This is a genomic window from Bizionia sp. (genome assembly GCF_048259285.1).
Lineage (GTDB): Bacteria > Bacteroidota > Bacteroidia > Flavobacteriales > Flavobacteriaceae > Algorimicrobium > Algorimicrobium hallyeonense.
This window is the reverse complement of sequence record NZ_JBLXHU010000002.1, coordinates 71,059-85,968: the sequence shown is the minus strand read 5'-3', so window position 1 is coordinate 85,968 and position 14,910 is coordinate 71,059. Positions and strand designations below refer to the sequence as shown.

At 35.2% G+C, this 14,910-nt stretch carries 10 protein-coding genes and 1 tRNA gene; 3 read left to right on the top strand and 8 right to left on the bottom strand.

What is annotated here, in order from left to right; translation table 11 throughout:
* Window positions 1-127: 127 nt before the first annotated feature.
* The 7 genes from ACN0QX_RS01360 to ACN0QX_RS01330 form a co-directional block, all read right to left on the bottom strand.
* Complete coding sequence (locus ACN0QX_RS01360; protein ID WP_417195125.1) at window positions 128-2,467, bottom strand: sigma 54-interacting transcriptional regulator; 2,340 nt, start codon at window positions 2,465-2,467, stop codon at window positions 128-130.
* 406 nt (window positions 2,468-2,873) lie between these two features.
* A tRNA-Asp gene (locus tag ACN0QX_RS01355) sits at window positions 2,874-2,947 on the bottom strand.
* A gap of 121 nt (window positions 2,948-3,068) precedes the next feature.
* Window positions 3,069-3,998, bottom strand: a complete 930-nt coding sequence (locus ACN0QX_RS01350; RefSeq protein WP_248396186.1) for a DUF58 domain-containing protein — start codon at window positions 3,996-3,998, stop codon at window positions 3,069-3,071.
* 205 nt (window positions 3,999-4,203) lie between these two features.
* Complete coding sequence (gene trxA / locus ACN0QX_RS01345; RefSeq protein WP_066250841.1) at window positions 4,204-4,521, bottom strand: thioredoxin; 318 nt, start codon at window positions 4,519-4,521, stop codon at window positions 4,204-4,206.
* Window positions 4,522-5,026: 505 nt separating this feature from the next.
* Window positions 5,027-9,415 (bottom strand): DNA polymerase III subunit alpha, encoded by a 4,389-nt coding sequence (dnaE, locus tag ACN0QX_RS01340; protein WP_417195124.1) that lies wholly within the window; start codon window positions 9,413-9,415, stop codon window positions 5,027-5,029.
* A 392-nt stretch (window positions 9,416-9,807) separates the two neighbouring features.
* Window positions 9,808-10,257, bottom strand: a complete 450-nt coding sequence (locus tag ACN0QX_RS01335; protein WP_248400654.1) for a ferritin-like domain-containing protein — start codon at window positions 10,255-10,257, stop codon at window positions 9,808-9,810.
* Window positions 10,258-10,445: 188 nt separating this feature from the next.
* Window positions 10,446-11,558, bottom strand: coding sequence for a DUF6252 family protein (locus tag ACN0QX_RS01330; protein WP_417195123.1), 1,113 nt, complete (start codon window positions 11,556-11,558; stop codon window positions 10,446-10,448).
* 153 nt (window positions 11,559-11,711) lie between these two features.
* Here ACN0QX_RS01330 and ACN0QX_RS01325 point away from each other — a divergent pair, with 153 nt between their 5' ends.
* Both ACN0QX_RS01325 and rimM read left to right on the top strand, forming a co-directional pair.
* Window positions 11,712-12,236 carry a 30S ribosomal protein S16 gene (locus tag ACN0QX_RS01325; RefSeq protein WP_248396194.1) on the top strand — a complete coding sequence of 175 codons (525 nt, stop codon included), beginning with the start codon at window positions 11,712-11,714 and terminating at the stop codon, window positions 12,234-12,236.
* Between the two features lie 128 nt (window positions 12,237-12,364).
* Window positions 12,365-12,892: a ribosome maturation factor RimM gene (rimM, locus tag ACN0QX_RS01320; RefSeq protein WP_248396197.1), complete on the top strand. Its 528-nt coding sequence runs from the start codon at window positions 12,365-12,367 to the stop codon at window positions 12,890-12,892.
* Here the strand turns inward: rimM and ACN0QX_RS01315 are convergent.
* Window positions 12,889-14,097 carry an ATP-binding protein gene (locus ACN0QX_RS01315; RefSeq protein WP_417195122.1) on the bottom strand — a complete coding sequence of 403 codons (1,209 nt, stop codon included), beginning with the start codon at window positions 14,095-14,097 and terminating at the stop codon, window positions 12,889-12,891. The genes rimM and ACN0QX_RS01315 overlap by 4 nt on opposite strands.
* A 94-nt stretch (window positions 14,098-14,191) precedes the next feature.
* Between ACN0QX_RS01315 and ACN0QX_RS01310 the strand changes: the two genes are divergently transcribed.
* Window positions 14,192-14,902, top strand: a complete 711-nt coding sequence (locus ACN0QX_RS01310; protein WP_417195121.1) for a tRNA1(Val) (adenine(37)-N6)-methyltransferase — start codon at window positions 14,192-14,194, stop codon at window positions 14,900-14,902.
* Window positions 14,903-14,910: the final 8 nt, after the last annotated feature.

Below are 14,910 nucleotides of genomic sequence, written 5' to 3'. Positions count from 1 at the left end.
ATAAACCGCTAAACAACTGAAAGTGAGCTGGTAGAAAAATACGAAACAAAAAGGACTCTATTTGAAGGCCACGGCTAACCGAGATAAATGTTCGATAAACAGGAGTTCCACGGTATATCGTGATTTATTACAATTTTTTAATCCCTAACTTTTTCATTCTATCTCGTAACGTACTTGGCTTCATTTTAAGTAATTCAGCTGCGCCTTCGGCACCTTCAATTTTCCCATTTGTTGCTTTTAATATTTTCTTTATGTGAATTCTTTGAACATCATCGAGAGACAGACTTGTAGAAGAAATTAAGGCCTTCTTTTCGGACGACTTGAAATCGGGTATTATTAGTTTCTCATTATTAGATAAAATTATAGCTCTTTCCACCAAATTTTCCAACTCTCTAATATTTCCAGGCCAGGAATACGATTGCATATTACGTTTGGTTTCTTCAGATATAAATTTGACACTTTTATTATAAAGTTTACTATACTTATTTACAAAATGCTCCAATAGTATTGGAATATCCTCAATGCGTTCACGTAAAGGCGGAATAGTAATTGGAAACACGTTTATCCTGAAGTATAAATCTTCACGAAAATTTTTATCTTTTACCTCCTGCTTTAAATCTCTATTCGTAGCGGTAATAATCCTAATATCTACCTTTTCTGTTTTAGTACTTCCTATTTGTTCTACCTCCGACTCCTGAATAGCTCGTAGTAATTTTGGTTGCATATCCATAGGCAATTCGCCTATTTCATCTAAAAACAAAGTACCACCATCTGCTAATTGAAACTTCCCCAGTTTATCATTAATAGCACCTGTAAACGATCCTTTTTTATGACCAAACAACTCACTCTCAATAAGTTCTTTAGGAATAGCCGCACAATTAACTTTAATCAAGGGCTTGTTTTTTCTATCACTAATATTATGGATTGCTCTTGCCAACAGCTCCTTACCAGTTCCTGATTCCCCTAAAAGCAATACGGTTGCCTTAGTGGTTGCCACACGTTCAACATCCGTTAGCACTTGGCTAAACGAATTACTGCCATATACCATTTCTTCATAATTGAAAACTAAATCAATTTCTTCCCGCAAATAGATGTTTTCCTGCTCTAGTTTTTTTTGTAGGTTTTTTAACTCCAAATTTAATCCCACTAGTTTTTGATTGGACTTAATGAGTTCTATTTCAGCTGTATTTCTTTTATCACATTCAACTGCTAATGAAATAATATTGGCTATTGACGTTGCAAATTCCTCGTCTTCAATGGTCCATTCTTCTTTTGAACCAATTTGCTCAAAACATAAAACACCATAATGCGCTTGGTGACCTTGAATCAGCACATCTAAAGTAGCAGTAATATTTAATGGCTTTAAGTATCTTTCCGCAAACTCTTCTGTTTGTTCACCATGAATAGCATCATCAACCCGCAGCGTCTTATGTTTAAACAAATATTGGAAGTATTTTGGATAGTCATGCGCTTTGAATTCTGCTTGCTTAAAGTAGTCGTGTTCCTTTAGGTTATAAGCACTTTGGCAAGCAATGATGTTATTTTCATCTTCAAACTGCCAAATACTAACGCGCTCAATACGCATGGTTTTAGCAGTTAGCCTAGTTATTTCCTTAAAAACATAGCTTAAATCACCACCAACTAATCCTGCTAATTTTAAAATAACGTCCTTTTTTTGTACAGATTTTTGGGACATGGCTTCTAATTCCTTTTGATAGCGTAACCGATCTGTAATATCCGTTATAATTTGCAAAAGGAACACTTCATTATGTATATAAATTTTTTTAAAGGTGATGGTTGCATATTTAGGCGTTCCAGAACTGACGTTCAATTTTATCTCATCAATGGTTATGCAATCGTCTTTATTAGCTTGTATCTTTTTTATAAAACTGGAATCAAATATATCATGAATCTTAAGCTTGCTTGGCGTTTTATTTAAAACATCTGCTTTTTTAAATCCTGTATAATTCTCCCAAGCCGCATTAACATCTACGAACTGAAATGTTTTCAAGCTAAAAAGTGATTTTGCTATAGGGCTATTATTAAAAAACCAATTAAAGCAGATATCATTTGCCGTAAATTCTCCAAAACTAACAGGCATTGAATTGGGTTCGAAAACACCAAAAAAATATGCTTTTTCAGTTTCTGGATTCTTTAAACGCACAAAATTACACATAACGTTTTTCCGATTACCTTCAGACATAAGGAGATTAACAACCCCATTCCAATGCGCTTCCTTTTTAATACTATCCCAAAAACCCATTCTAACGTCATCGCTAAACAATGAAGGCTGTAGTAAATTTATATTTTTGAATAGAAGTTCGTTTTCTTGGTAGCCCAAAAATTTACATAAGGGTTGACTTACTTGCAGAAATTCACCTTCCCTATTTAAAAAACATAGCAATGTATTGTCATGAAATAATTGGGCGAGTTCATTCTGACTTAATCTACTGGGGTTTTTTTTCATGTAGGCATCCATACTATTTTAACAGTACATTTGTGATATTATTAAAATATTTTGCTATTACTTGAGAATACCTTTATGAAATTACAAAATTTAATAGAGTTTATAAAATATAAAGCAAAAGAATTCTTTAAAATTCTGTAGACACTTGCTATTGAAGATGATATAAATGTTTGTATAAAAATTAAGCATATTAAAATCTCAAACCATCCCAAAACAAAAAAGCATCCCAATCTTCTGTAAAGAAAAAAGGAAAGCTTTCCATCGGTATTCCCAACAACACTGGGAACATCCTACATTTACCTCAACATTACTGCCGAGATAAAACAACACAACTAAATTTTTAACTACCTAGGCAGTTTTATTGCAAAAAAAAGCTTCAATTTCTTGAAGCTTTCTGCAATATTAGCGGTCTGGACGGGACTCGAACCCGCGACCTTCGCCGTGACAGGGCGACATTCTAACCAACTGAACTACCAGACCGTTGCTTTATTGCATGCTTAACCGTTTTTTACTTGCGTAATAACCTCTCAAGCGGGTGCAAATATAAACAGCTTTTTCAATATGTCAAATGTTTTTTCAATAAATTTTAAAGTTTTTTTATTTATAAAAACTTTTGCCGTGCTATCATATAGGTTGTCAATATGTTATTGAAATCTTTATTAATGTCCGCTTCCACATATGCAATACGATATTGCTGACATTTTAAGCGAATATCCTTAAAATAGTCTTTAATAGCCGTTTCATAGTTCTCTTTAATACGATCCGCGTATAAATTAACATGATCACCCGTTTCTACATCTATAAAACGCTTGGGCGCATTGTCAAAATCAAATTGCAGTTCCTTTTCCTTATCAAACACATGAAACAGGACGACTTCATGCTTATTGTGTTTTAAATGCCGTAAAGCGTCAAATAATTGCGCGTCATCGGTTTCTGTTTGGAACATATCTGTAAAAAAGAAAATCAATGAACGTCTATGAATCTTTTCTGCTATTTGGTGCAAATAAGTAAAAGTTTCCGTTTTTCTACTCACAGGCTTCTTTACCACCATGGTATTGAGTTGGTGCAACAACATGTGATGATGGCGCTCACTTCCTTTTTCAGGTGCGTAAAAATCGTAATTATCACTATAAATGCTCAAGCCAACGGCATCACGTTGCTTTTTTAAAATATGCATTAAACTAGCCGAAGCCAATGCCGAAAAAGCTATTTTATTCAAGGCGTCTATACCGTATTCCTTCAACTCTGGATAATGCATAGAGCTACTATTATCCACAATTAAATGACAGCGTAAATTAGTTTCATCATCATAGCGCTTGGTAAAAAGCTTGTCCGTTTTAGCAAACAACTTCCAATCAATATGACGCGTACTTTCACCTTGATTATATATTTTATGCTCGGCAAATTCTGCCGAAAATCCATGAAACGGACTTTTATGCATACCGGCAACAAATCCTTCTACCACCTGTTTGGCCAGTAATTCTAGGTTTTTAAAACCGCCTGCTTTATTTAATTCGTTTTGTAAATCCATAAACCCAATTGTCGCTTTAACGACAGCTTCCCAAAAGGAAGATTTAAAAAATCATTTAGAATTTGGGTTGTACACCCAAAAATTATCTGGAAACGCCCAAACTACGTTAGCCCTAAACTAAAAAAGGTTTGCCATAACAGCAAACCTTTTCTATTTTATCTTTTAGTCTCGAATCTAGCCTTTATTCTCTAGCTTCTACATACGTCTATAAAAGCGCGTCAATAGCCTCCGTGTAAGCACTTTTTTGTGCAACACCAACCTGACGACCTACTACTTCACCGTTTTGAAAAACTAATACCGTAGGAATGTTACGCACACCGTATTTGGCAGCAAATTCCTGATTGGCGTCAACATCTACCTTACCAACAACGGCTTTACCTTCGTATTCCTTGCCAATTTCGTCAATAATTGGTCCAACCATACGACATGGTCCACACCAAGCTGCCCAAAAATCAACCATTACAGGTTTGTCACTCTTTAATACTGTTTCCTCAAACGTTGCATCTGTAATTTCTAATGCCATAATATTTAAATTTAATATGTTATACTTCAATTTTAACTGCCTGTAAACAGACATCTATGCAATATTAGTCAAAAATTCTGCCAAAGCTTACAACCTGACAATTTGTTTTGTTTATGGCTACATTACTTGCAGTTATACTAACTATTTGGGTGTACCCCTTTTCCGTTGTCACTACAAAGCGTCAGGCTTTCGTACGTCGCTTCCCGAAGAAAAAATCGGGAGAGCTCCAGCAAGTACTCTATCCTTTACACGGAAACCGAACGTTGAAAGTACATGGTTCATGGTTCAAAAAATCTAACATTTAGCTATAAAAACAATTCCTTGGCGAAATAATTTACAAGATTGAGACATCTGTTAAATTTTGAACTTAATCTGTTTTCTTTCTTCTTGATTTTTTTTCTTTACACTATTCTCGTCTCTTTTTCTTTACTCTTTATGCTTTTCGAAATCCTCAATAATTTAAATCAAGTCTTTTAAGCTCTTCGAGTGCGTGTCGTATGACACATTAATTCAACTTATAAAACACATCATTACGCTCCAATTCTAATAACAACTCTTGCGAAATTTGCACCTTTTGTTTTCTACTCGGCATTTTTAATTTTATCTGTTCTTCATTGTCGTAAACAATAAAATTTAAGGCATGATCACCAACATGACTGCGTAATAAATTCTGTAATTGACTTATTTTCGACTCTTCTAAATCGGTTATATTTAATTGGATGGAAAGTTTCTTGGCATAGGTGTCCATCACATCGTGCAACAACTGAAAACTATTAAACTGAATTCGCGGTTCACCACGTACGCCTGTATCTTTTTTAATCCAACCTTCCCGAATAAAAATCTTAACATGTACAAAAGAGTTCTTCAGTAAAAAGTGCCTGAACTTTAAATATTCTTCGCCAAAAATTCGGAATTCAAAACTATTGGTGTAATCATCAACCGTAAACATAGCCCAACCTTTTCCTTGCTTACTCACCCGATGTTGCACATCGGTTACCACACAACCAAAAGTCAATTCGCGATTTACATAAGGTTCTATATTTTCTAATAAGGCTAATTCCGCATTACAGAATGTTTTCATTTCAATTTTAAAATCATCCAACGGATGGCCCGAAATATAAATACCAACTACCTCTTTTTCTTGGGCTAATTTTTCCATGGTTCCCCATTCCTCACAAGGTGGCACTTCTGGTTCTGCTATTTGCACATCGCTAGCTTCTCCAAACAGACTTACTTGTGCCGAGTTTTCATTTTCTTGATGTTTGGCGCCATATTTAATCGCTTTTTCTAAAAAGGTAATACCATCACCATCATCATGGAAATATTGCGCACGATGCGTGTCTGTAAACCCATCAAAACCTCCGGCAAGTGCTAAATTTTCAAAAGCCCGTTTATTGGCTGCTCGTAAATCTATACGTTTGGCAAAATCGAAAATTGATTTAAACGGACCATCTTTTTTACGGTTTTCTACAATGGTCATTACGGCTCCATGACCCACACCTTTTATGGCTCCCATACCAAAACGAACGGCATAATCTTGGTTTACGGAAAATTTATAATAGCTCTCATTAATATCAGGCCCTAAAACAGCCAGTTTCATGCGCTTGCATTCTTCCATAAAAAACGATACTTGCTTAATATCATTCATGTTATTGGATAATACAGCTGCCATATATTCAGCTGGATAATGCGCCTTTAAATAAGCAGTTTGATAAGCAATCCATGCGTAACAAGTGGAATGCGACTTGTTAAAGGCATAGCTTGCAAAGGCTTCCCAATCCTTCCAAATTTTCTCTAATTTTTTAGCATCGTGCCCATTAGCTTCGGCTTGGGCAATAAATTTCGGTTTCATTTTATCCAAAACCGCAATTTGCTTTTTACCCATGGCCTTACGCAAAACATCGGCTTCACCCTTGGTAAAATTTGCTAGTTTTTGCGACAATAACATTACCTGCTCTTGGTAAACGGTAATTCCATAGGTTTCTTTTAAGTACTCCTCCATAGCTGGTAAATCGTACTCAATATCTTCTTTACCATGTTTACGTTTTGTAAAACTTGGTATGTATTCCATAGGACCTGGTCTGTACAAGGCATTCATGGCTATTAAATCCTCAAAAACTGTCGGTTTTAATTCCTTTAAATGTTTTTGCATGCCAGGCGATTCGTATTGGAAAACACCTACCGTTTCGCCACGTTGAAATAACTCATACGTTTTTTCATCATCCAAAGGAAACGTATCTGGATCCAAATCAATATCATGTTTGGCTTTAACAATTTTAACGGTATCCTTAATTAAAGTTAGCGTTTTTAAACCCAAGAAATCCATTTTTAATAATCCAGCGTCTTCAACAACCGAGTTATCAAATTGGGTGACATATAAATCGGAGTCTTTAGCCGTGGACACGGGAACGAATTTGGTAATATCATCTGGTGTAATAATAACACCACAGGCATGAATTCCGGTATTTCTTACCGAACCTTCTAATATTCGCGCAAGATTAACGGTTTCAGCCTGTAAGTCCGAACCTTCAGAAATATTTAAAAGCTCGTTCACTTTTTCTAAATCTTCGGCACGGAATTTACTGCTTAATTCCTTTTCACTCATGCCAAAAATCTTACTCAACTTGGACATGGTAGGAATTAATTTTGAAATCCTATCGGCATCAAATAGTGGCAAATCCAATACACGTGCAGTATCACGAATAGAGGATTTGGCTGCCATGGTGCCATAGGTAATAATTTGCGCTACCTGACTGCTACCATACTTATCAATAACATAATCCATAACACGACTTCTACCTTCATCATCAAAATCAATATCGATATCCGGCATACTTACACGATCTGGATTTAAGAAACGCTCAAAAAGTAAGTCGTACTTCAACGGATCAATATTGGTAATCCATAAACAATAAGCAACCACCGATCCTGCTGCCGATCCACGACCTGGCCCAACGGAGACATCCATATTTCTAGCTTCGCGAATAAAATCTTCCACAATTAAGAAATACCCTGGATACCCCGTGTTTTGAATAACGCTTAATTCGAAATCTAAACGTTCAGTGACTTCTTCCGAAAGCGCTTCACCATAGCGTTTTTTAGCACCTTGGTAGGTTAAATGACGTAGAAACGCATTTTCTCCACGCTTGCCGTTATCTGTTAAATCGGCAGCATCTTTAAACTCCTCTGGAATATCAAAAGCAGGTAATAATACATCACGTGCTAATTCATAAGCTTCCACTTTATCAACGACTTCCTGAATATTACTGATGGCTTCGGGAACATCTTTAAAGAGTTCCTTCATAGCTTCGGACGACTTAAAATAATACTCCTGATTAGGCATCCCATAACGGTAACCACGGCCGCGACCTATTGGCGTAGCTTGCTTTTCTCCATCTTTTACACAAAGTAAAATATCATGTGCATTCGCATCCTCTTTATTGGCGTAATAGGTATTATTACTGGCCACTAATTTAATATTATGCTTTCTGGAAAACTCAATTAAAACCGGATTTACCCGATTTTCATCCTCCTGATTATGACGCATAATTTCAATATACAAATCGTCCCCAAATTCTTGTTTCCACCACAAAAGTGCTTCTTCAGCTTGGTTTTCACCGATATTTAAAACTTTACTTGGCACTTCACCATATAAGTTTCCGGTAAGGACAATTAAATCCTCTTTGTATTGTTGAATGAGCTTTTTATCAATTCGGGGTAAATAGTAAAAACCATCAACAAAAGCATGAGATGATAACTTGGCTAAATTATGATAGCCTTTTTTATTTTTGGCAAGTAATACAATTTGATAACCGTTATCTTTTCTAGATTTATCGGTATGATTTTCACACACAAAAAATTCGCACCCTAAAATGGGTTTTATTTCTTGGAAATTTGCAGGTTCACCTAGCGCTTCAGCTTCTTTATTTTTTGCTTGGATGTTTTTGTTGTGATTGCTAACCGCTTTTACAAAATGAAAAGCTCCCATCATGTTTGCATGATCCGTTAGCGCAACCGCTGGCATATTATGCTCCGCTGCAGCCGCTACTAATTTTGGGATACTAATGGTTGATTGTAAAATTGAAAACTGCGAATGATTATGTAAATGCACAAAATCAACAGCTTTTAACTCCGAAATATTTTCTTTTATTTCTTGAGCCGATAAACCATCATCTTGGGTTTTTAAAATCTGCTCTCGAATCTTGGCACTGGCTTGTTTTAAATTGATGTGTTTTAAACCAATCAGTTTAATTTCTTGCGGATTCGCTTTGGAAAATTTTTCAAAATAATCCGGTTGAACATCTAACTGCTCCTTGGTGTATTCTTCACGTCTAATTAATTCTAAAAAACAGCGGGTAGTTGCTTCCACATCGGCTGTGGCATTGTGCGCTTCCGCAAATGGTTTATTAAATAAATATTGATGTAATTCTGTTAATGTTGGTAATTTAAATTTCCCATAACGACCTCCAGGCAACTGACATAAACTAGCCGTATGTTCTGTACAGGTATCTAAAACGGGTAATTCTTGTAGTTTATTTTCAAGATTACCCCGAACAAATTCAGCGCCCATAATATTAAGGTCGAATTTCACGTTCTGTCCAACTACAAATTTTGTTTTGTTTAAGGCGGCATTAAACTTCTCTAGAACAGCCTGCAAAGGTAATCCTTGTTCTTGCGCTAATTCGGTTGAAATTCCGTGAATTTTTTCAGCATCATAAGGAATATTGAAACCATCTGGTTTTATTAAATAATCCTGATGATCAATACAGTTTCCCATATCGTCATGTAACTGCCAAGCAATTTGAATACATCTTGGCCAATTATCGGTATCGGTAATTGGTGCATCCCAACGTTTTGGTAAACCTGTTGTTTCTGTATCAAAAATTAAGTACATCTATTCTTTGTTGTTAAATTGCCTGCCTGCCGTGTGGAAGGTTTATGGTTTGTAGATAAGCTGAACTAAAACCAGTTCAAAACACCTAAAAAAATTATGACTTTGTTGGAAAAAATGAGACCATAAAATTACGTAGAATTAATGCTTTTTTAAAATGAAGTTATAAACAATTTTGTGTTGAAATTTATAACCTGCAGATATTATAAAAACGAAGTGCACTTGCGGTTAATTGTAAATATTTCGCCTATTTGAACTCCAAAACACATCAATACTCATTAAATACTGACTTCAACCTAAACAAAAAGCGCAACCGTTTCCAATTGCGCTTTCCGAATCAATTACAATTTACATTTAATTAAGTTGTAGTTGATTACTTATAATTATGATTTCGATTAGGATACTAATTCTTCATGAACTTTTTCCGTGTTTATGGCACTTTGAATCGCATTTTTATGCTTGATTAACAAGGAGTCTATGCTTGGTGGTAAGGTTCGGTCTTTCAGAATCTCTTTATATTCTTCTAAACTTGCTTTTTCACCACGAATAGCCTCTTCTAAAATGGCTTCCGCATCATTGGTTGTAAACGTTGATTTCAAGGACATCCAATTTCTGTGCATGGTACCTTTAAAACTTCCTGAATCTTCTGGAATTTCTCCATATTGAAGGATTTCCGTTCGAAGTTCTTTAGCAAATTGGCTACGCTCGGTAGCTCTTCGCTTGAAAAACATTTTTATCTCGGGGTTATCCACGTTGTTCATGGCGTTAATGTACCCCTTTTCGGCATCATAATTTTTTACTAATAATTCGTTTAATTTGTTTGAAATTTCTTCTGTGAACTTCATCATAATATCGCTTTCATTTAAATTTCAATAGGTTTTTTAAAGATGCGTATTGTTTCACATCTATTTTAATATAAGGGATATAAGGGCTGAAGTCAAGTATATAGCCATAAACCTTTAAAACATTGGCTCTTTTTAACAAAAAACGCGACTAAATAGCCGCGTTTGTTAATTTTTTTATGAGAATCACCTTACATATCATCTAAATAGTCTGGAATAGTATCGCCATCCGTGTCATCATTGGTTACATCGCCATCACCGTTGGCGTCTTCATTTATGGTAAGAATCCCGTCTCCATCATCATCGTTATCTAAATAATTTGGAATAGTATCACCATCCGTATCATCATCTCTTACATCGCCATTTCCATTAACATCCTCAAGAATGGTGTTTAAAGAATCGCCATCGTCATCATTATCTAGGAAATTTGGAATCATATCACCATCGGTATCATCATCTCGCAAATCGCCATTATCATTAACATCTTCATTCACGGTTAACAGGGAGTCGCCATCGTCATCATCATCCAAATAGTTAGGAAGCGCATCACCATCTGTATTATCATTTGTTAGATCTCCATCACCATTTTCATCCTCATTTACAGACAGAATGCCATCACCATCGTCATCATTACAAATTAAGGTATCTATTTCTGCTTGTATTAAACCGTCAGCATCTATACAGGCATTTTGCTGATTGATTAAGGCTTGCTTATAGGCATTACAATTTGCTGAATAATCATCTGAAGTGGTTGGTGTATTTACATATAATTCTTTAGCAATTGCAGATTGTGCAATCGCATCATCACAAGACATGATACTAGTGCCAGATCCTATTGGAAGCGGCAAATCGAAAAATACCCCTTCACTAAAATTAACTGTTTTTAATCCAGAATTGGAATAGGCATTAAAATAAAACTCACCTGACACGGTATTATTTGCTGCATCATAACGTGAAATAGTAATTAACCCATCAGGAGGATACACACTAAAATCTGGATCCGGTTCATTATTTGTGGAATACGCTACATCTTCTACATCTACGAATTCGGCATAGCTTGAATTACCAACGCCAAGCGGATAATTTCCAATAGCCAAGTCTGCAACATTTAGGGTAATGGATTCAAAATTATCACCACCAGTAATAACGAGTTTTCCGGCATCATTAAAGCTAGCGTTGTAAAACAAGGCCTTCCAACGCTCACCATCTTTTTTACCTTGTAACGCCGGTGTATTAAATTCAATTTCATCACCACAGCTAAAAACCGTTATAAATGCTAGGGCTAAAACAAATAATTTTTTCATGATTTTATGTTTATTGTACTAAAATGAGAACTCAAAAATAGAATAAAAATTATAAGAAATAGAATTTTACATAACTATTTAAATTTCAAAAAAATATAGTATATTTGCACCCTTATTAATAATCGAGGTCGCGAACCTCACTAATTAATTTTTATGTCAGTTAAAATTAGATTACAAAGACACGGTAAAAAAGGAAAGCCTTATTACTGGATCGTAGCAGCCGATGCACGAGCAAAAAGAGATGGTAAATACCTAGAGAAATTAGGTTTTTATAATCCAAACACCAACCCAGCAACTATTGAATTAAACATTGATGGTGCCGTTACATGGTTACAGAATGGTGCACAACCAACTGAAACTGCTAAAGGTATTTTATCTTACAAAGGTGCTATGTTGAAAAATCACCTTGCAGGTGGTGTTAGAAAAGGCGCATTAACAGAAGAGCAAGCTGAAGCTAAATTTACGGCTTGGTTAGAAGAAAAAGCTAGTAAGGTAGAAGCTAAATCGCAAGGTTTAACTGCTGCTCAAGCTGAAGCAAAAGCAAAAGCATTAGAGGCTGAAAAAGCAACTAATGAAGCGCGTATTGCTGCCAACACACCAGTAGTAGAAGAGGTTGCTGAAGAAGCAACTGAAGATGCGCCTGTTGCTGAAGCAGATGCTTCAAAAGAAGAAGAATAAAAAACAAAATTTTTTATACTTTTGAACCCAGACTTTATAAGTCTGGGTTTTTTATTACATCCATTTTATTAGAGTTTTGTGAGACTACCTCCCGACAACCATCGGAATCCAAGGGCAACACCATAAATATGAAAAAAGAAGATTGTTTTTATTTAGGAAAAATAGTATCGAAATATAGTTTTAAAGGTGAACTACTTATAAAATTAGATACGGATGAACCTGATTTATATGAAAATCTAGACGCGATGTTTGTGGATTTACGTAATAATTTGGTGCCCTTTTTTATTGAATCTTCCCAACTCCATAAATCTGATTTACTGCGCGTGCGTTTTGAGGATGTGGACACAGAAGCCGATGCCGACTCCCTCATAAAATGCGATATTTATTTACCATTAGATCTATTACCAAAATTAGAAGGCGATAAATTTTACTACCATGAAATCATTGGATTTCAAGTAAGAGATGTAAATTTTGGAACCGTTGGAATTGTAACATCTGTAAATGACACAACTGCACAAGCACTTTTTGAAATTGATAAAGATGGTACTGAAATTTTAATTCCTATGAATGATGCTTTTATTGTAAAGGTAGATAAAGCTAATAAAGAAATTATATTAGATACGCCAGAAGGTTTAATTGATTTGTATTTAGATTAAATATCCAATCGTTTTAAATTAAAGCTAAAAATACAACCACCATCTTTTGGCGATGTTACTTTTATATTGCCACCTAAACCCTCAACAAGCTTCTTTACAGTAGCCAAACCAATCCCGGTACCTTTATTTTTGTATTTATCCACACCATAAACTGAAAATAAATCGAAAACAGCTATTTCCTCGCCTAATGGAATACCAGGTCCGTTATCTTTAACCTCAAACATATAATTCGTTTCATTTTTTGAAAAAGAAACATCTATCCGTGTCTGCTGCTTATCATTATACTTAACAGCATTGGAAATTAAATTTATTAATATTTGTGATAAAGCAGATTTATTTACAATAATATCCCCAATATTTTTCGTGTAATTAAATACAATCTCTTCAGAATCTATTTGACAAAGGTTTTTTATATGCTTCATAAACGCCTCAAAATTTAATTGTTCTGAACCACTCCTTCCTAATTCAGAATAACTATAAAACATTAATAAACCATCAATATAATCTCTTAATGAGCTTGAAGAATCCTTTAGCAACTGCAAATACTCAAGAGATTCCGGAGAGGCGTACTTTTCAAAATCGGACTCCACCAAATCGATTAAAGAGGTCATATTTGCCAAGGGCGACTTTAAATCATGACTAACAACATTAGCAAATTTCTTAAGGTTTTCATTACGTAACAGCAACTCTTCCTTCAGTTTTTCTAATTTTAAATTCACTAACTGCTGTTCAAACAAGCGCATGACCTGACTAGCCAAAACCTTTAAGGTCATTATTTGTTTTTCATTTAGTGTTTTAGGCTCTGTATCAAAAACACAAAGGGTTCCTAATCTATAACCTTCTTGATTGACTAAAGGAACACCCGCATAAAAAACGGCATTTTGATTTGTAACTAAAGGATTATCTTTAAACCGAATATCCTTGCGCGCATCTTCTATGATTGTAATTGGATGGTCAGAAATAATTGCATGACCACAAAATGAAATATCTCTAGGCGATTCCGTAAGTGGAAAGCCATGAGCAGATTTGAAAAAATTTCGATCGTTGTCTAATAGTGTAATTAAAGAAATAGGTGCATCCGTTATAAACGATGCTAAAGCGGTAATTTCATCATAACTTGCTTCAGGTAGCGTATCTAATAAATTATACTGCTCTACAGCACGTTGTCTTTGCTTTTCATTATCTGGGAAAGTTGGGGCTATCATAAGTAAATATATTCAAGGGTAAATTTACAGCATTAAAATCTGCTTATTTTCCCAATTAAGAATATTTTAGCAAATGAAACTATAATTCATTCTTATGTCCAATTTTAAATTTAAAGAGTTCACCATAAACCAAGACCGTTGCGCCATGAAAATCGGTACGGATGCGGTGTTACTGGGCGCTTGGACTTCTATTAAACACCATCCGTTCTCTATTCTAGATATTGGAGCAGGAACAGGTGTGTTAGCATTAATGCTAGCGCAAAGGAGTGCCGCAGAAGTTATAGATGCACTTGAAATTGATGATAACGCTTATGAGCAATGTGTAGATAATTTTGAACACTCTGTATGGGCAGACAGACTCTTTTGTTACCACGCTTCTCTAGAGGAATTTGTTGAAGAAATTGACGACCAATATGACCTCATCATTTCTAATCCGCCTTTCTATTCCGAAGATTTTAAAACAGATAACCATCAGCGTGATACAGCCAGATTTCAAGATGCCATGCCATTTAATCATCTTTTAGCTAGTGTTGCCAAGTTACTTTCAGCAGCAGGTGTGTTTTCTGTTATTATTCCTTTTCAAGCGGAAGCTAGTTTTATTAGTTTGGCGGCAACTTTTCAATTATTTCCAAACCGGTTAACACGGGTTCAAGGAAATCCCGACGCCGAAATTAAACGCAGTTTAATTAGTTTTACACGGACAGAAGTACCGATAGAAAAAACCAATCTTATCATTGAAACCGGAAGACATCAGTACACAGATGCTTATGTAACACTTACTAAAGATTTTTATCTGAAAATGTAAATTTTGGA